Raw genomic sequence first — 20995 nt, forward strand, 5'->3', positions numbered from 1 at the left:
ATAGTTGGTTAATTTAAGTGAATAAATGGTTGAAAATTTTTGGTATTAGTATCATGCCACCATCCCATCTGGTTGATCATATTACTGTGTTATAATGATATTTTTCTCTTCTATTTTAAAATGTATGCCGGTATAGCTTAGCATACTTAAAATTTCGGAGGCATTTACATTTCGTGATATTTTACCTGTGATCTGCACATGAGGCATTTTTCCCTCATATTTTACATCTACATCATACCATCTTGAAATTTGTCGCATTACCGCTTCAATTTCCGTGTTTTTAAAGAGAAACACGCCGCTTTTCCAGGCGGTTACTGCATTAACATCAACATTATCGGCAATCTTTATATCACCAGCATCTGCTAACTGTGCCTGCTGGCCTGGTTTTAATATATTATTCGCATGTCCGCTAAGTACTTTTACCGATCCCTCCAGCAAGGTTACTTCGTTAGCAGCTTCATTATGGTAAGCCATAATGTTAAAATGGGTTCCCAGAACCTGAACAAGCCCCTTGTCATATTTAACTATAAAAGGGATATGCATTTTAGAAACCTCAAAATAAACCTCACCTGAAATATCCACCTCTCTCTTATTTGGACTAAATGCCACCGGAAAACTAATAGAAGAAGAAGCATTTAACCAGGCCTTGCTCCCATCGGGTAATACGACCTGATATTGCCCACCCCGCGGTGTTGTGATTTTATTTATTTCAGTATCAGCTCTGTCAGGATTGTCAGATTTTGCAGAGTAGATGATTTGACCAGCCTTTGTTTTATGAACTACCATATCACCCTGGTTAGCTAAAACACCATCGTTGGCGGTATCCAATATGATAGTGGAACCATTACCTAAGGTAAGTACCGCCTTGTTTGTACCCGGACGAACATCTGCCGGCACCGTATTTTTAGCTGTTTGAGGAACGGTTCTTACGCTTTTATTTAAATAGAAATAGATTCCAAAGCTTAAAAACAATATAAAAGAGGCGGCAATGGCAATTTTACTCCATAAATATATGACGCCCCCCGCGGGTGATTTACTCTTCAGGATCTTATTTAACTCTTCATTAGCCTTGATATCATCTGGAACAAGGGCATCCTTATCCAATTTGTTAAAAGCCTGAGCCATTAACTCCGACAACTCTTCGTCACTGAATTTATTCAGCAACAGGAACAGTTCTTTCTTTTCATTATCAGTAATCGTTTTTTCATAAAAACGATTAAACAAATAAGAAACTCTTTCTTTGTTGGCTTTCATTATGATTCAAAAAATAAAGAAGAAGTCAGGTATATGTTAATTGGTTTTTAACTTTCTTATATACAAGACGCAGACCGGCGAGCAAAAGGGGGTACTGAAATTATTTTTTTATTAAAAAAAGCAGGAGCACAATAAAATTGACCTTTTTTTTAACATATAAGGTTATGGCAGCTGTGGCCAACTGCAAATATGTTTTAACTGTTTCTCTTGAAATTCCCAGCTGACCGGCTATTTCCACATATTTCAAATGTTCATGGCGGCTAAGGAGATAAACTTTTTTCTGCTGGGGAGGAAGTTGATCAATGGCTTCGTCTAACAATCCATAATAATTATTAACACTACCATCTAAATCCTCTTCCTTGAATGTTTGGCCCTCTTCGCTCTCCCACTTTTGATGTAATATGGTCTGCCTGATATGTTTTCGTAAAAAATCAATGGTATAGTTTTTTGAAAGTATAAAAAGATACCCTTTGAAATTATTTATCCCTGCTAAAATTTCACGGTTATTCCATATTTTTAAAAATACATCCTGTACAATTTCATCGGCCAATTCACTCGATTCTGTTAAACGGTAAACATGGGTACGCAATAATTGATGATAAGTAATATATAAATGCCTGAAAGCGCGCTCATTCCCTGTCGATACAAGTTTAACCAATTCTATTTCACTAAGGGAGTCGGGCATTAATGGATTAATTTATTACTAAATTAAAGTTATCATATTTTTCATTAAATTAATTACCTGTACGGATATAACTGGAGGCTATGCAAAGTCCAGGAACTTTCTTTTCATTAGGCAGCTCACAACCAGTTTAATCCAAAATGCAAACTTATGTACTTTGCTATATAATTAATCTACATAGAAGCAGCTGATGGGCATATTTTTACTTCAGAAGAGTGTCCTTCTGTATTATCACTTAACTGCTTTAATCCCTTCACTGGTCATGATTACCCTTTTAATACTACCATCGGTGTTGTAATATAAATAGTCAATGCAAACCGATCGGTGGAAACTGCCTGCATCGGCAGCTAAAGCGCCATTATGATATATAAAATAGGTTTTGCCCTTAAAATCAATAATAGCCTGGTGATTGGTGTTGGAGTTGCCGGCCAATTCATTGATAATCCCTTTATAAATCCATGGGCCATTAATGCTCCTGCTCATGGCATAGGCTATTTTCTCGGGGAACTCATAGGCATATGACAAGTAGTACCAACCATTACGCTGGTGTACCCACGGAGCTTCGGTATAATGCGGTAAAGTAATGGTGCTTATAGGGCCATCAAGCTCAGTCATATTGCTTTTGAGCTTGGCATAATAGCAAATACCGTTGCCCCAAAACAGGTAGGCTTGCCCGTCTTTATCAATAATAACCGTTGGGTCAATATCATCCCATGAATGTTTTATGGCTTTAGTCATATCATTGGTGACTAATGCAGATCCACGGGCATCCTTAAATGGCCCGGTTGGGCTGTCAGCTACGGCTACTCCTATGGCTTTGCCCGGAATAGTTGCATGTTCAACAGCTACATACCAATAAAATTTACCATTACGCTCAATCACTTGCGAAGCCCAGGCATCGGCCTTGGCCCAGGCAAAATATTTAACATTTAACGGCGACGGGTGTTCTGTCCAGTTCACCATATCTGTTGACGAAAAGCAGGTCCAGTTATGCATCACATATCCGTTTTTACCGGTTGGGGCTTCATCATGTCCGGTGTACAGGTAAACCTTATCCTTATAGACCATAGCAGCCGGATCAGCAGTAAACTTATGCCTGATTATTGGGTTTCCGGTAGAGTGGATAAGCGTATCTGGCTTTATAAAGGCTGCTTTGGCAGGCGTTATAAAACTCCCGGCTAATAAAGCAAACAATACACCTGTTACTTTTACTTTTTTCATCTGATTTTTATTTACTGGGAACTAATGCCACAACAGGCCATCCGTTTTCCCATTTCAGTTTTTCAATTCTTAATTTTGATATACCCCTATCGGCGGCATCATAACCGTGGAAGATGATATAATCCCCACCATCAAAGGTGCTCACTCCATTATGCCCTACGCCGTACCAATTTTTATCTCCTGCCAACAAGACAGAGCCGCCACCTTTATTCATGTCTAACCCATCCCCATCCAGGTATGGCCCCCTTAAACTTTTGGAGCGACCGACGATCATTTTATAGGTACTTTTTGGTCCCTTGCAACAATAGTCGATCGAGGCAAACATGTAAAAGTATTTATCATGTTTAAAAATAAAGGGGGCTTCGATAGCATTGCCCCCTGCATCAGCTGGATTACCATCAACCGGGGGTAGACTTTCTGACACATGCTTCCGGCGGGTAGCGATAGTAGGTATATGGCTGATATCTTCTGCAATACTTAATCTGTCTCTATTTAGCTTAACCAGCTTCAACCCATCCCAAAATGAGCCGAATACCATGTAAGGCGTACCATCCTTATCTGTAATTAAATTAGGATCAATAGCATTCCAGTTGGTTTTGCCGGGGATAGATTGGATGATCTTGCCGTGATCAACCCATTTATACGATGGATCATCAGTATGCAAAGTGGTATTGGTTGTTAGCCCAATGGCCGAGGTATTTTTACCAAAAGCCGATACCGAATAAAACAGATAATACAGCCCATTATAATAAGAAATATCAGGTGCCCAGATATGGTTTTTAAAACCCGGAATAGTATCAATCGCCCATTGGGGTGCGTTTTCAAAAATTGGTTTTTCGGCTTTCCAATGCATCCTGTCTGCAGACGACCACATGGCTATGCCCCTCCCGGTACAAAAAATATAATACAGGCTATCCTGCTTTATCATTACTGGATCATGTACTGATATACCAGTCATTAATTCCTGAGCCTGCAAATGAAGACTCAGGAATAATAAAGCGGCGGCTATGAAAATATTTTTCAATGCACTGCTGCTATTTATTTTTCAATCTTACTATATTAAAGGAATAAGGCTCTGCATTCAACTTAAGCACCTTCCCATCAACCTTAACGATACCTTGAACAGGACTTATTGCCTGCGGATTTGTCAATGAATTTTCCGCATCTTTTTTATCGCTCCTTAAGGTGATTAACTTAGCCTCCTTTTGATATCCTTTTGCCCCATTAATAGAAAAGCTTACATTTTGGGCTGTAGCGCCGCTGTTAACAAACTTAATGATCAGTTCGTTGGTGTTTTTGTCAAGACCCGCGGTTGCATAACAACCATCCTGCCCGGCTACTGCCTCATTATTTAGCAAAAGCGGTACAACATCCGTTCCTTTATTTAGGGAGAATAGCTGCTGCACATAATAGTTAGGTGTTCCGTACGAATTCAGGTTATCAAACCAAATAAGGTCTGGTGTCCACTGCCAGCCCTCCACATGGGCAAATAAAGGGGCATAAGAAGCCATGTTAACCACATCGGCATTACGCTCCAGACCGGTCATGAAAGCCGCCTCGGCCAGTGCACATTCCCAGGTATTTTTGTTCTCCGGACTACCTGTTCTTACACTCTGGGCAGCATATTCACCAGCGAATATCTTCGGTCCTTTTCGGTCATAATTATCATAGCGTTTGGCATTATCCAGGAACCATTTGGGCGATGCGTAATAATGCTCATCTAAAATATCAGCATTTAAACTACGAAAGGTTTTATTTAAAAGGTCAAACTCCGGCCCTTTGGGGAAAGGCCCCAGGGCTGATATAATTTTTATATCAGGATATTTGGCTTTAATAACTTTGGTGAAAACTTTCCAACGTTCAATATATTGTTCGCCCCATTGCTCGTTGCCTACACCCAGCATTTTAAGATTAAAAGGCGCGGGATGACCAAGATCAGTACGCAATTTACCCCATTTGGTACTGGCATCGCCATTGGCAAACTCAATCAGATCCAATGCATCCTGCAGATATGGATCAAGATCTTTCACCGCAACCATTTCGGCAGTATTAAACTGGCAGGCCATACCACAATTTAATATAGGTAATGGCGAAGCGCCAATATCTTCGGCTGTTAAAAAATATTCCATAAAGCCCAGGCCAAAGGTTTGGTAATAATCAGGCGTTAGGCGGTGCTTAAATTCAGTGTTCCAGCGATTAATGATAGTTTCGCGTTTATCAATATCGCCAATACTTTTTTTCCATTGATAACGGTTGTTCAACTCCCGGCCTTCCACAATACAGCCGCCGGGGAAACGTAAAAATCCTGGTTTCAGATCGGCCAGTTTTTGTACCAGGTCGGCACGTAAACCACCGGGACGGTTTTTCCAGGTATGCTCAGGGAACAAGGATATCATATCCATATCTATAATTCCCTTGCCACTCAGCCACACATATAACTGTGCTTTTTGTACAGTGGCCGTAGCTTTAAATTTCACACTGTACCGTTTCCATTCCTTGTCGGTTGGTACCAGTTCGGCATTGCCAATAATTGCTCCATCAGTACCATGCAGTTCGATGGATAGTTTTACGTCGTTTTCAGATTCCTGTTTTGCGTATAATGAAAAACTATATTCTTCACCCTTCTTAATACCCATCCCTCGGAAACCTTCGTTTGATAAGCCATAGTAACCTACCTCTGATTTCATATTTACCTTGATAATATGCGAATTCTCGGGTCTTTCGGTACTCCGGTTAATTACTTCAATAGTACCCTCACCTCCATCTTTTTTCTGCTCCGTCCACGCGGCCAAGGGTTCGGCAAATTCAAACGAACGGTTTTTTACCAGTTCAGCATATACCCCGCCATCCGCAGCCATGTTGATATCCTCAAAGAATATTCCGTACATGGTTGGCTGTATTTTAGCCTTTACTTGGTTGGCGGCTATTGTATAATTTGTATTTTTTGATTGACCATGTGCAACAGTAAAAATTCCTGTAACAGCACAGATCATTAAAAAAGCATTTTTAATTTTCATCGGTTTACTTTATAGTTCTTATAAAATACCTGTACATCATTATTTATTGGAGAATTTATAGGTGGTGATGGTATGATATGTTTCACCTGGCTTTAAAACAGTTGATGCAAAAGCAGGCTGATTTGGCGCATCCGGAAAATGCTGGGTTTCCATACAAAAAGCTGAACGGGGACCATACGCCTTGCCACCTTTTCCGTCATTGGTTGCACCAGTTAAAAAGTTGCCCGAGTAAAATTGCAGCCCTGGCTCCTCGGTAAAAACCTCCATCATAATCCCGGTTGCAGCACTGCTAACAATGGCTACCGGTGTATTGATATCATGATGGTTCAATACAAAATTATGATCATACCCCTTGCCATTTTTCAATTGCTCATCAGTTGCTTCAATATCTGTACCTATAGCTTTAAATTTGGTAAAATCAAATGGTGTCCCTTTAACCGATTGTAATTTACCAGTAGGGATCAGTGTGGTATCAACAGGCAAAAACGCATCAGCATTGATCTGAACCTGGTTATCTAAAATGGTTTTGCTGCCAGCCCCGTTTAAGTTAAAGTAAGCGTGATTGGTTAAATTAACGATGGTTTTTTTATCTGTAGTAGCTTTGTATTCAATTTTAAGTGCGTTGTCATCACTCAGGGTATACAATACCGTAACCGACAGGTTGCCTGGGTAACCGCCTTCGCCATCTTTGGATTGGTAGGTAAGTTCTAGTTCCTGTGCGTTTGGCTGTTTAGCCGAAAACACTTTAGAATAAAATCCATTAAAACCGCCATGCAAGGTATTTACACCGTCGTTGATATCCAACTGATAGGTTTTACCATCCAAACTGAATTTACCTTTAGCAATACGGTTGCCGTAACGGCCAATAATGGCCCCAAAAAATGGCTCTTTTGGTTTCTGATAACCCTTTAAAGAGTCGTACCCTAAAATTACATCAGTAGGTTTACCGCTTTTGTCCGATACAACAAGGCTAACCAGCCTGCCGCCATAGTTGGTGATCAAAACGGTGGTATTGTTTTTATTTGTTAGAGTGAACAGGCCCACTTTTTTCCCCTGGACATCAGCATTAAAACTGGTAGAATCTGGCAATTTTTGTTCTGCTGATGTAGTTGTATCTTGTGCAGCTGTATTGTTTGCAGTTGGTTTACTCTTACATGCATTAAACAGCACCATAGTGCAGCTTATCATTAATAAAAAATTCTGGTTTCTTTTCATAATCTGGTTGCTTGCTTAAAATTGGTTTAACTGATTATCAATATCTTTTAATGCGCATTTACTCCTATTGCCAGAATTTCGGTTAAAGCACGACAATCAGTAGTAGTGTTACTATAATAAAATAAAGGCCAAGGTTGATGGTTCAATCTTAAACATGATTTTATCAAGCACAAAAGGCATTCATAATAACGAAACGAGCAGAATCTGATTCATAATCTATACCGATCATTAAATTGTTTTTTGCTCATAAATTACAATTGATTGTTAAAAGAACACTTATTTTTTTATAAAAAGAAATTTTTACTCTTTTTTTATAATTTGTTCTAAAATATATCAATTTAATTCTTTTAAAAAATGCATATCAGGTAACGGTGATAATCTACCCAACCCCTATGCAAACTCAATAAAATTAGTGTAATTTGAACATTTATTTAATATCTGGTTGGGAACCTAATCACCCCTTCTCTAAAAAAGAAGAGCTTAAATAAAGGCCCAGGTATCAAATGATAAAGGGCCTTATAAAAATATGACATGTATAGCTAATTAAAGTTGTCATAAAACATTACGACTGCTTTTAAGCCTTTTTATATTACTTTTTAAACGCATCCAGACTCCAGCTATCTACCCAGTTTATCTCTATATCATCACCTTTAAAACTGATGGGCAGCCACAAATACCGGCCATCAATAGCATCTTTCGGTGTCCATTTATCAGCCATAAAAATGAAAGCATCTTTTTTGCCGGCAACGGGTACAACATGCGTGCTTTGACCGCCATAAGTAATATCACTGTTAGCGCCCTTACAGGGATTACCATGATACGTCCATGGGCCCCATATATTGGGAGCCGAAAACCACCGTGCCGCATTTGGGTCCCAACCGGTACAGCCTGAACCGATCATATAATATATACCGTTACGTTTAAATAAAGCTGGGGCCTCTGTTTGCTGCCCTATATATACCCTGATAAATTTGCCTGTATGACCTGTATAATCGTCAGTCAACTCAGCCAGATCCAATGTAAAATTCTCTTCGGACGAAAAAACATGGTAAGCTTTGCCATTATCATCAACAAAAACGGTCATATCGCGTGCCATTTGCCCGCCTGGCAGGTCGCGGCAAAAAAAACCGTCGCTTTTATTAGTCGGGCTGGCACAATTCACCTTCTCGCTTTCTAATGCAGTAGCCGGGTAAAAAGGCATCTGTGCGGGATTTGGGCGGTAGCTTTTAATAAATTGGTAAGGGCCCGTTACTTTATCGCTTATGGCAACACCGGCACGTGCAGCACTGTAGCCTTTGCCCAACAATTCCAGATGAAACCACATCACATATTTTTTGGTGAGTTTATTATAAACCACCTTAGGGCGCTCCAAAATACAGCCTTTGGCAATATCGTTTTGAGGATCATCAGAAACACGCAATGCAATACCCTCATCTTTCCAGTTGTAAAGATCTTTTGAAGAATAACAATGTACGCCCACCATAGCCCGATTACCTGCACCACCAGCAATTTTGTGCTCCCCAAACCAATAATAAGTACCTTTTTGGTAAAGTATCCCACCGCCATGCGCGTTAATATGTACGCCCTTATTATCAGGCCATAACTGCCCGGGGTGAAATTCTTTTTGCTGGGCCCTGCTATATTGACCAATACCTATCATTACCACCACCAGTAAGAGGGCTAACCATTTTCGTTTTTTATAAAAAGCTATTATCATACTCTAAAGTTTACTTTATTCTTTTATCCGTTTTGGTGGGCTTCCATTCCAATACCTGTACTGGTTGGGGCGGAATATTGGCCCGGCCTTCGCCATCAATCTGTACTACTTTTTGTACAAACAGATCAAGTACTTTTTTATCCTGCCATAGCTCTGTATCGTATGTTGGTTCCCAAGCCCCTACATTTACTGCTAACAGATCACTCACCTGCCATTTATTACTATTCAGATCATTGGTTATAGCTACAGAGACCTTGTCGCCACGCTCCGCGTCACGAAAGATCAAGGCTGCTGACATGCGTTTCCCCTGGTTCCAGGCAATGATCTGCGGGCGCGATATAGGGATGTTTTTTGTTCCTCCTCCACCAAGACTAAAAGCAGTTTTACGAAAACCCAGGTTACTTACCTGCCATTTACCGGCGTTATTATAAATCAAATGGTATTGCGGTACGGTTTGCCCCTCTTCGCGCCAGTAAGTGGCAATAAAAGGATGGCCCTCATCATCAGCAAACATGGATGTTTGGTTAATCAGTTCGCTTTTTTGAGGTATTTTACAAGCGTACTCAGCCGAAGCCGCTGTTATGGGTAAAACATATTTCTCGCTGCTCGACCTTTCCCAGGTAAGTCCACCATCTGTTGAGCGGGCGTAGCACATATCATGATTGCTGGCTACATCGGGGCTTTCGCGCCACACCCATGACAGGTGTATAATACCACGTTTATCAATGACCATTTGCCAGTAGGCATTACGGCTACCCTCACCATCAATTAAACCATCCTGTACTCTGCTCCATTTTTTAGTTGTTGTATAGTAGCGGTTCAGCATCAGGTTACCATTGCCCGAAGCACCATCACGGTACAGGAATAACAGATCGCCGCCGGGTAGTTTATAAAATTCCGGGTAGGATACCTTGTTTTCTTTATAGCCGGTCATTGATTGCTTTGCTGACAGTTCAAGACTGCCCGGCGATATACCTACGGCATAGTTTAAGGGTTGGTTATGGTGTCCCCATGTTACATGCAGATAACCTGCCCCATCAACCATAATACAAATGGCTTTATGTGCGTCGGTGACGTCGCCTTGATAAGGCGTGCGCAGAATCTGCCACTGATTAAACCCATTCGGTCTTTTGGCCAGTACCACAAACTGATCATTATCATAATAGGCCGCATACTGTTCGCCTTTATAAGTTATCAGCGAATTTTTACGAAAAATAACCGTATTGACCGAGTTATTTGCCCAACCCATGCCAATGGTTGTAGTTTTAACCGGAATAAGCTGTGCATAACCTGGCAGTATATGGTAAAAAATAACAAAAAGAAGCAAACAGCATTTACGTATAGTCATCAAAAGCCCCATCGATAAAAATGTATTACACCGGTATAAAGTAGTAAATAAGGGCTTACATTCAAGCCCTTATTTATTAAAAAAACCTAATATCCAGGATTTTGCTCTAAAACAGCATCCTTATTTAATTGAATTTCAGATAGTGGGATAGGCAAGAGTAAGTTTTTAGCTGCCAAACCGGTTGTTGGATGCTGTACATCATTTGAATTAAGGCGCAAGGAGCGTTCAACCAAAGTACCTGTACGCATTAATGTCATCCGGCGATTTTCTTCGCCAATCAGCTCTCGGGCACGCTCATCCAAAACAAAATTAAGGGTCATTTGATCAAATGTAACCAGTGCGGCATTTGCCCTTGTTCTGAGTACATTTATCGATGTTGCAGCGTCGGCGGTTTTGCCTTGCTTTACCTGTGCTTCGGCCAGTAACAGGTAGGTTTCTCCTAAACGCATCATCATAAAATCCTTGATCATGGCATATCCAAAAACATCATTTGGATCATAAGCGCCCCATTTGGTTGTGCTAGGGCATATTTTATACAAGGTATCCGGACCCGTAAATGGCACTTGTTGGCCAAAAGTAGCGGGTTTAGTAACATCATTATAATAATACCGGCGACGTATACTGTACTGCGAGTTCCGCATATCACCCGTTGGATAAAGGCCATACAACACCCAGTTACTTAACCTAAGCCTACCAATACTACGGCCACCCAAACTGTCGCAAATCACCAGGCCACTAATGTTATAATAAGCAGCCCCCCATACCCGGCGCTGTTGCGCAGCATCAGTATTACCACCTACTACCGAGCTTGGATTTTCCTGCTCAAGCACCCATATAGCTTCGGAATTTCCCTGGGCGCGTCTTTCGTTCCCGTAAACAAACATATCAGAATAATAATCGCCTGCTCCGCCTGCCCTTACACCATACCGGGCTTTAATCAGGCTAAATTTACCGCTGTTAATAACGGCCTGGGCCTGCTGTTCGGCCAGATCATTTTTACCCATGCGTAAATAAACCTCGGCTAATAGTTGCATAGCCATATACTTGTTGGCACGGCCAACAGGTTTACCCTGTGAATTTAGTTTGCCTGTACCCGCTGTAAGATCAGCCAGGTTGCTGATGGCAAACGTAAGATCGCTTACGATTTGTGCATTTACAGCATCAAGAGATGCACGTACAAAATCTGTTTTGGGCGCGGTAAGTGTATGTACAACCAAGGGCACCTTGCCAAAAAGCGTAACCAGGTTATTGTAAGCATATGCTCTGAAAAACTTTGCTTCGGCATCAGCTGCATTTTTCCCTACAGCGCCAATTTTTGCTGAGGGACTTTCTACACCGTCAATAATGATATTGGCATTGTTTATCATTGAATAATATTTGCCCCATATATATGATGCGGCCCCATCAGTTGAGGTTAGTTGGGCATAATTGTAATAAGGCACTTCAATACCCTGTTGATTGGCGGTGGCATTGGCTACATCTGTACCAACCTGCCATACACTTGGCCAGCCCTGGGCACTGGAATAAGTGAGGATAGTGCTTTCATAATTGTATAAACCTACCAATGCGGCTTCAAACCCTAAGGAGTCTGTAAGTGTTAATGGAGTATAAGTTGAATATGGCTTTTCATCAAGATAGCTTTTTTTGCATGACGCAAAAGCAATTACCACTGATACAGCAAATAATATAATTGAATACTTTTTCATGTCTTTTGATTTAGCTTTACTTTAATGAAATGTTTGCACCCAAAACAAATGTGCGGGTTACCGGATAGTTATTTGTCCAATCGGCGGTAAATGCTGACTGGTTAGCTCCGGAATTTGATGTTCCCCTGGTATAAAAAGTTTGCTCCGGATCCCAGCCTATCCATTTGGTAAAGGTGTGCAGGTTACGGCCGCTTACATAAAAAGTTAAACTGGCTACATTTATTTTATCAAGCAGACTTTGCGGTACTACATAGCTAAAGGTAACATCCTTAATACGGGTAAAGCTGGCATCACGCGGATAGCCATAGCCCCTGGTATTGGTATACGATAACGATTGGAATGAATTGGTGGGATTTGTTGCCGACCAGTACCCGATAGCTGCGGGTGTATTTCTGCGGCCCGATTCATCCGCGTAGTTTAAATCAGCATTATTCTTAAGCATGCCCTGCGCCGTTTGTATAAACACACTCAGGTTGAAGTTTTTGTAGTGAAATGTATTGGTTATCCCCCCGGTCCACTTGGGTGAAGTTTGGCCTTGTATTACCCTGTCATCAGCAGTAATTTTACCATCACCGTTAGTATCAGCAAATTTAAGGTCGCCAGGTTTTGCGCCGGGGTCTTGTTTTGAGGCATCTTCGCCCGTTTGCCAAACGCCGGTCATTTTATAATCATAAATAACTCCGATAGGTTTTCCGATGAACCACCTGTTTCCCAGATCATCTTTTCCGTCGCCATACAATTCAACAATTTTATTCTTGTTAGTGGCGTAAACAAAGGTGCTTTCCCATCTAAAATTCTTACCGTCAAGATTGCGGGTGTTCAGCGTAACCTCAATGCCTTTATTGGCGGTTTTACCAATATTATCCAGTACTGATGAGTACCCGGTAATAGAGGGTAAGCTTCTGTTTAACAATAAGCCAAAAGTATGAGTCGAATAGGCATCCACAGCGCCATTTATCCGGTTCTTTAACAGCGAGAAATCAACACCAATATTTGCACCCTGGGTAGTTTCCCAATGCAGGTTGGTATTACCCAGGTTACTGGCCAACACGCCAATAGTACTAACACCATTAAAAGGTGAACGTACGGTGCCATCGGTTGTGATGGTTCTGTAAACAGACACAGCCTCATTACCTGACCGTCCGTATGACCCTCTTAATTTTAAGCTATTTACAATAGTTGAGTTTTTAAGGAATGACTCATTGCTGATGTTCCATCCAACTGCAGCAGAAGGGAACCAGCCATATTTAGTGGTGCTGGCACCAAACACCGACGAGCCATCGCGGCGGGCAGTAAGCGTGAACAGATAGCGGCTATCATAAGAATAATTGATACGTCCCATTTGCGAATTAAGCGCATACCTATCTGAATATGATGACGAAGTTTGCGTAGCTCCAGCACCTAGGTTATTGTATGACAATTCATCATTCACGAAACCGGTGGCTGTACCTGTAGTGGTGAAGTACCTGCGGCGCTGTGCACTGTATAAACCTGTAAAGTCAAAATGGTGTTTGTTAATATCCTTAGTATAGGTTAAAATATTCTCTATCGTGTAGCTGTTAGTTTCGGAACTTGATGCGCTGGCAGCCCCAAGCGGTGTATTGGCTAAACGACCGCTATAGCTGGCATTACGTGTTGGGAGATAGGTGTAACCAGTGTTTAAACGATATTTTAATCCTTTTAACACACCGCCAAATTTCAATTCGGCATAGCCATTACCATTAAGATTTACACTGCGGTTAAGCTGATCTGTAACCAGGCCCAGTAAAGGGTTGGTATATAACAGCTCAGGGTTCATAGGGTAAATTGTATAAGTACCATCGGCATTGTACTCATTACCATAAGGACTCATGGCGGTAGCGAACAACAAATTAGCACGACCTCCATCGTAGTTGTTATTGGCATAGTACAAGGATGTTCCTATGGTAAGATAGTCTGTTACATTAACGTCAAGATTTGAACGTATGCTTATCCTGTTATACTGATAGCCTTTTACCACCCCTTTTTGTTTCAGGTAATCGCCCGATATATAGTATTTAACATCCGGGCTGCCACCTGAAATGCTTACATTATGATCCTGCATAACGCCTTGTTGGGTGGCTTCTTTTACCCAATCAATTGTTTTGCCGGCATTATAGTTAGGTAGCTCAGACGCGTTAGGTACAGGACTGGTTTGTGTTTGACCGGTTTGTTTTAAATAATCAGCATACTTTTGGATATAAGAAGTTGGGTCCCGGGGCTCCAGTATGTGGGCCAGATCCTCAGTACCTGCATAGCCGTTATACCTGATAACAGGTTTGCCGCCACTGCCCCGTTTGGTGGTGATCAGGATTACCCCGTTTGAACCGTTGGTACCATAAATGGCCACCGCCGAAGCATCCTTCAATATTTCCATGGAGGCAATATCATTAGGGTTGATATCATTTAATGAACCACCCGTTTTGGAGAGCGGGATACCATCAACAACTACATATGGCCCTGAGCCTGCGGTAATGGAGTTTTGCCCTCTGACAAGCGCTGCTGGCTGGCTGCCGGGTACAGAGGATGTTGTGGTAATATTAACCCCTGCTACTGCCCCTTCAAGAGCCTGCAGCACATTGGTTACCGGCAATTGCGACAAACGCGCTTTTGGTACTGATGCTACCGAACCGGTTACGTCTGACCGTTTTTGGGTACCATAACCTACCACCACAACTTCATTAAGCTGCTTACCATTTTCCTTGAGCACAACTTCAACAACAGTATTGCTTTTGCTAACCTGTATGGTTTTGGTCGTCATACTTACAAATGATATGTTTAGTGTGGCACCATCATTTACTTCGATCTTAAAAACACCATTTACATCGGTAACGGTAGCCTGGCTGGTACCTGCTACCTTAATGGTAGCACCCGGTAACACATTGCCGGAGGCATCTTTTACAAGGCCTTTAATATTAATTTTTGTTTGCGCATAGGTTAACTGACTTATGCTTGTGAGCATTATCATCAATAACCACATGGTGTAACGAGTTAAATAAGTAAATTTTATTTTCATAATTTTTAGGGTTAAATAAGTTTAATAATGATTTGGATAATAGATAAGTGTTAACCTGACAGGTTTAATATCCAGCGAGACAAAATCCCGCTATTGGTTTTTGAACATTTCATACTGATGGCTTAGTTTATAATTGTTTTAGAAGAATAGTAAAAGCTGATACTATTGCTAACCGGTTGAAACTAAATAAGCGTTATTTACCGTTGTGCGAGGGGGGTAAAACTATAAATTGTGGGGGTTAAAATACCTATTTTAAGCATTTTTAGCATTTTTGGTAAGAATTCAAGAAAAATAAGTGTTAAAAGAACCTTTATTTTTTTATTGTCATAGTTTCTGCTATCCTTCAAAATCAATAAACATTAGGCAGCAGAATAAGCCATTAATTATTTGACCGGGTTTTCCTTAACAAATTCACTCATCCGGTAAGAGGTTTGAAAATTTGCCCGGTGCTTTTTTATAAACTCGGAGGGGTTTACACAAAACTGTTTGTTAAACTGTTCGCGAAAATATTTCATATCGCTAAACCCAACCTGAAAGGCGGCTTCGTTAACGTTACAATTGGTATGGATCAAAAGCTCAGCGGCTTTACGCAGGCGCACAAACCTGATAAAATTATTAACAGATTGTCCGGTAATGCCTTTAATTCTTTTAAAAAGTGTTGAATAACTTATACTCATCTCATTTGCTAATACATCAACATCAAAAACCTCATCGGTAAAATTCTGTTCAATAACTGCGATGCAATTGTTTAAGAAATCCTTATGCTCCTGAGATATCTGGCGTGTTGCATTTTTTTGGGTAATTTCTTTATAAAAATATTTTTGCAGTTCGGTTTTGCTTCGTAAAACACTTTTAACACGGGCTATAAGTAACTCTTTTTCAAATGGTTTTCGCAAAAAGTCAATTGCGCCTTCCTCTATACTTTTTACCATAATATCAGGGGTAGCATCACCGGTTAGCAGAATAACAGGAATATGGTTAATGGCCGGATCCTCCTTTACCATCTTACATAATTCCAACCCATCGATGCCATCCATCACAATATCGCTAATGACCACATCCGGCACGTGCTTTTTTATCAGATCAAAACCAACTGTACCATTATCAGCTTCAAAAACAGTGTAATCAGGCGTAAATATCTTCCTGATATAGCTTCTCATCTGATCATTATCATCAATGATGATAACAGAATGCTTGTCTGAAATGAATAACTCAAGCTTATTAATCCCCTCCTCCTGAACAATGGCATCTTTGTTATCATGATCTATAAATTCATTAACATAAGTATAATCAGGTGTAATATCTTCCACCAACTGCTCATTAGCAAAGTGATTTTTTCCTTTTGGTAAACTCAGTACAAAAGTGGTTCCGCCGTTTACATTGTTTGAATAACTGATATTGCCTTGATGTATTTCAATAAAAACCTTTACCAGGTATAAACCTATGCCGAAGCCTGTTCTGAAGTAGTTTTTATCTTTGATCTGATAAAATTTATCAAATAATTTATCGCCTATATCTGTATTTATACCAATGCCATTATCGGTGATTTTAAAATACACCAGCTCTTCATCTTCCTGAATTATAATATTGATGATTCCATGGTCGGGCGTAAACTTAATAGCATTAGATATTAGGTTAAACAGGGCAATTTCTATTTTTTCAAGATCGGCGTATACATCTATCTGGTCACAGGAGCTGTGAACAGTATAATTTATCTTTTTAACCCGGGCCTGATGAATAAAGCAGGCAAATACCTCATTACATAAACTTACAAAGTTTAATTTACTTACTTTTAGCTGTGTGTTTTCACTCTCTGTTTTCCTGAAAAGCAGCAGGTGATCAACCAAACCCAGCAGGCGGCGGGCATTGCGGTAAATAATATTCAACTCATCGACATTGCCTTTATTTTGATTGAGCAGATCTTTAATGGGACTAATAATTAAAGTTAGCGGTGTTCTGAACTCATGCGAAACGTTTGTAAAAAATGATAGTTTCTTTTCATTAAGCTCTTTTTCTTTTTCTACCTTAAGGTTGGCAATCTCAATTTCAAATTGAAGCTTTGCCTGCCTTACGCGGTATGTCCAGAAGGCATATACAATTGCCGAAATAATAAGTGCATACAATATATAGGCCCACCATGTACGGGACCATGGCGGCATAATAGTTACCTTAATTACGATCTGTTCGGTCGTCCAATTCCCTTTTGTATCAGTTGCTTTAATTCTAAGTGTATAATCTCCTTCATTTAAACGGGTATAATATGCCGTTTTCATTTTGCCTACATAATTCCAACCGTGATCCCATCCTTCCAGATAATAAGCATAATCAATTTTATCAGGAAAAGAGTATTCAAGCGCTGTATAATCAATGGTTAAAGTTGCCTGGTCATAAGGTAATGTAATTTTTTTGAGGTTAACTATGGGTTGATATCCTGTATGTGAACTATTGCCCTCAATATCAATGTTATTTATTTTCAATCCGGTTAAACGAAGACCGGGCTGATGGTTTCTGATCTTAATGCTATCCGGATTAAAAAGATTAAAACCATTAATACCGCCAAAAAGCATTTTGCCCGATTGAAGTTTTAGAGCCGCATTATAATTAAACTGGTGACTCTGCAAGCCGTCTGATACATTAAAGTTGGTAAACCTGTCATTCAGGGGCGAGTATTGTGTTAACCCGTTATAGGTACTACACCACAAATCGTTGTTATCATCAACCAGGATGTTAAGTACGGAATTGCTGGGCAGGCCATTAATTTGCGTATATCTTTTGTAGGTATTGTGATCAGGGTTATATAACAAAAGTCCGCCGCCCTCTGTTCCAACCCATAACCGATGTAGTTTGTCTCCTATGATAGATCGTATGGCGTATCCAATAGTAAAATATTGATGCCTTTTATTCAGGGTGTCAATTTTAATTAAATGAGTGTAATCACCAGCCCAAAGCCTTCCCTCCTGATCTTCATATAATGAATGTATATCAACCAGGTTTTTATCAAACAGTTCAAACCTATCGGCTTTCCGGTTGTATAGATACAAAGCCCCTCCCCGTGTGGTTCCGGCCCACAAACGGTGGTGTGAATCTTCATATAACTTCCATAAATTTTTATCGGCTGTTTTAGTGTAAGTATTATAACAGGTATAGTGCTTAAAACGCCTGGTTGATTTGTTAAATGCATCAATGCCACCGCTAAATGTGGCTACCCATATATTATCATCATAGGTTTTAATAATGCTGACAATAAAATTGCTGCTCAATGAACCCTGTTCCTGATTGTGTATATAGTGGCTATATACATTATTTTTAGTGTTCCAATAGCTTAACCCTCCCCCATCTGTTCCGATCCAGATATTATGCAGCTCATCCTCGCAAAAAGAAAGTATAAAATTATTGATGACGGTATTTTTGTTAAAAGGGTCATGGCTATACTGATCAAAAGGTTTGTTTTCAGTATCTACTATATTAACCCCTCCACGTAATGTGGCTATCCACTTTCTTGATTCTTTATCCTGATAAACTGCGTTTACGGCGCCACTACGTAAAGATCCTTTTTCTTCGCCGGTTACTATATAGCTTAGTTTATTGGTGTTGATATTTAAAATATTCAACCCTCCTCCATTGGTGGCTATCCATAAATTTGCTTTTTCATCGAGGCTTAAATTAAAGATGTTATCACTGGTAAGTTTACGATAAGGCGGATTAAACCTGTTAATTTCCCGGGTATTGATATTACAGATATATAACCCGTTTTCAGTTCCTATCCAAATATGATCATGCCCGTCATCGATTAGGCAACTGGCAAATTGGAGTTGCCCGTTGAATTCGGTAATGCTGTTTTTTTGTATATCATACAGACATAACCCAACATCCTTTACAAACACCCATAGACCTTTATTGGCTATCGCAAGAGCTTGTATATTATAATTATACTTTTTATTCAAAGCAACCTGCTTGTATAAATTTAGCTTTTTATTATAAACCAACAGCCCCATTTCGTCAGCGGCAACATAAACATGACCAGCATTATCGGCAATAACTGCATTTACATTAGCTGTTATTTTTATTTTTTGAATACGCTGCCCTGGCTGATAATATTCGGGATAGAAGTAAGCATCGGCATAATTATAATATACCAGGCCCTTCTGTGTCCCAACCAATATTTTATTACCGGTACCTCCTATAGCTGTAATGTGATTATTGGCTAATGACCTTGAATTTCCCCATATATTTCTGAAAATCTTAAACTGATCACCGTCATACCGGTTCAATCCGTCATAAGTCCCCATCCACATAAACCCATATTGATCCTGGTAAATACAGGTAACTGCATTGTTCGATAAGCCATTCTCGATACCCAAATACCTAATGGGTTGATTAATCAATACCGCTTGGGCCGAATAGTATAACAAAATAAAACAGGCACAAATGAATGTTCTGCTTTTCAATATAAATTTTGCCCAATAAAACATTTCATCTTAGTAAATAATTAGTCTATCAAATTTATCAAATGTTTGGTGGACTATATTACTATATATTACCCCTATCAAAATTTACTCTCTGGTTTCGAAAACTCAAAACCTCCATAAACAGCCCCCTATAAAAGGCTGATTTGCCCCCTACTAAGCCGTTTTTTTTACCCTTCATTTGTCTTACCAATTAATAAGGAATACCAGGGAAGCAAACCAATTACCTTACAAGAAATCTTATTATGAAAAAATTAATTCACATGCTCACAGCTCTGTTCTTGTTTGCCATGTTTTTGGCATGCAAAAAAGAAGCTACACATCAGATTGCAAATGCTGATCAATCTTCATCAACCACTTTAAAGACGAATGCCGTTTCGTGGGTAAATGTTATTCCGGCTAATTCATTTAACTCCTTTAGTACCTATTGGAACAATTTGTATCCATGGGGATCAGATCATAATGGATCAGCCCGCATGCGTGCCGAAAATATCTCGGTATCAGGAGGCGTACTTACTTTAACCAGCGCTCCAAGCGGCAGCGTTGGTAACAGTTCATCATCCCCTTACCTCGCCATTCATTATTATTCGGGCACTATTTATGCAAAAACAGTACCTGTTGTTGACGATTCATGGCCTAAATGGCATTTTAAGGGAGAGTTCCAATGCCCTTCACAAACGGGTACCTGGCCCGCGTTTTGGGTGACTGGAGCTACCAGTTGGCCACCCGAAAGCGATTTTATGGAATTTAAGGGAAGTACAACATGCTGGACAAATACCTACAAAAATGCCAGCGGCGGGTGGTCAAGTGTGGGTACAACAATCTCCAGCCCGGCCAACTGGCATACTTACTCAGTGTATATGACAAAAACCAATGCAACAGATGTTTCGATAGAATACTGGATTGATGGTTCATTAAAAAGTACGCAAACCGGGGCCAACTTTGTAGGTAAGGGTTTGAATATTATTATTGACTATCAAATGGAGGGCTCATCAGGCACACCTGGCCCAACAGGAACTACTTCTATGTCGGCAAGAAACGTTATTGTTGAAAAGAGCGCCACATTATAACAACCATATTAATTCACTTTGCTTCCCCTGTATTCCTTACAAACTATACAAATGGCTCTTATATCAACTTCATAAAAACAACTGAAAAACAAAAGCGACCCTAACAGTATTATTAGGGTCGCTTTTATTCCAGAGGCTGAGTTTAGACCTAGGTGTCTCTGACTAACGGTTGCAAATGAACTGCCGGGTTTGGATAGAAAATTATAATTACTTCAGTCAAAAGGCTGGTACTTTAATCTTTTATGATTGGACATGTATAGGAACC

The 20995-nt window shown here is 40.1% G+C and carries 12 protein-coding genes; 1 reads left to right on the forward strand and 11 read right to left on the reverse strand.

Annotated elements, in window-relative coordinates; all coding sequences use genetic code 11:
- Nucleotides 1-81: 81 nt before the first annotated feature.
- The 11 genes from AC57BQ_RS10070 to AC57BQ_RS10120 form a co-directional block, all read right to left on the reverse strand.
- Complete coding sequence (locus AC57BQ_RS10070; RefSeq protein ID WP_496406151.1) at nt 82-1254, reverse strand: FecR family protein; 1173 nt, start codon at nt 1252-1254, stop codon at nt 82-84.
- A gap of 100 nt (nt 1255-1354) precedes the next feature.
- Nucleotides 1355-1939, reverse strand: a complete 585-nt coding sequence (locus AC57BQ_RS10075; protein ID WP_496406152.1) for an RNA polymerase sigma factor — start codon at nt 1937-1939, stop codon at nt 1355-1357.
- A 228-nt stretch (nt 1940-2167) separates the two neighbouring features.
- Nucleotides 2168-3157 carry a glycoside hydrolase family 43 protein gene (locus AC57BQ_RS10080; RefSeq protein ID WP_496406153.1) on the reverse strand — a complete coding sequence of 330 codons (990 nt, stop codon included), beginning with the start codon at nt 3155-3157 and terminating at the stop codon, nt 2168-2170.
- Nucleotides 3158-3164: 7 nt separating this feature from the next.
- On the reverse strand, nt 3165-4181 hold the full coding sequence (locus AC57BQ_RS10085; RefSeq protein WP_496406154.1) for a family 43 glycosylhydrolase: 1017 nt from the start codon (nt 4179-4181) through the stop codon (nt 3165-3167).
- A gap of 10 nt (nt 4182-4191) precedes the next feature.
- A complete protein-coding gene (locus AC57BQ_RS10090; protein ID WP_496406155.1) occupies nt 4192-6174 on the reverse strand; it encodes an alpha-L-arabinofuranosidase family protein in 1983 nt (660 codons plus the stop codon).
- Nucleotides 6175-6213: 39 nt separating this feature from the next.
- Entirely contained in the window at nt 6214-7389 is a 1176-nt protein-coding gene (locus tag AC57BQ_RS10095; RefSeq protein ID WP_496406156.1) for an aldose epimerase family protein, read from the reverse strand.
- 589 nt (nt 7390-7978) lie between these two features.
- Nucleotides 7979-9106 (reverse strand): glycoside hydrolase family 43 protein, encoded by a 1128-nt coding sequence (locus AC57BQ_RS10100; RefSeq protein WP_496406157.1) that lies wholly within the window; start codon nt 9104-9106, stop codon nt 7979-7981.
- A 10-nt stretch (nt 9107-9116) separates the two neighbouring features.
- Entirely contained in the window at nt 9117-10454 is a 1338-nt protein-coding gene (locus AC57BQ_RS10105; RefSeq protein WP_496406158.1) for a BNR repeat-containing protein, read from the reverse strand.
- Between the two features lie 86 nt (nt 10455-10540).
- Nucleotides 10541-12160: a RagB/SusD family nutrient uptake outer membrane protein gene (locus tag AC57BQ_RS10110; protein WP_496406159.1), complete on the reverse strand. Its 1620-nt coding sequence runs from the start codon at nt 12158-12160 to the stop codon at nt 10541-10543.
- 16 nt (nt 12161-12176) lie between these two features.
- The gene (locus tag AC57BQ_RS10115; RefSeq protein ID WP_496406160.1) at nt 12177-15194 is read right to left on the reverse strand and encodes a SusC/RagA family TonB-linked outer membrane protein; all 3018 of its coding nucleotides are present in this window, start codon (nt 15192-15194) and stop codon (nt 12177-12179) included.
- 383 nt (nt 15195-15577) lie between these two features.
- The gene (locus AC57BQ_RS10120) at nt 15578-19642 is read right to left on the reverse strand and encodes a hybrid sensor histidine kinase/response regulator transcription factor (protein WP_496406161.1); all 4065 of its coding nucleotides are present in this window, start codon (nt 19640-19642) and stop codon (nt 15578-15580) included.
- Nucleotides 19643-19905: 263 nt separating this feature from the next.
- Between AC57BQ_RS10120 and AC57BQ_RS10125 the strand changes: the two genes are divergently transcribed.
- Complete coding sequence (locus AC57BQ_RS10125) at nt 19906-20730, forward strand: glycoside hydrolase (RefSeq protein ID WP_496406162.1); 825 nt, start codon at nt 19906-19908, stop codon at nt 20728-20730.
- Nucleotides 20731-20995 lie beyond the last annotated feature (265 nt).

It is taken from the genome of Mucilaginibacter sp. BGA-UO-ETr-C110 (genome assembly GCF_059567985.1).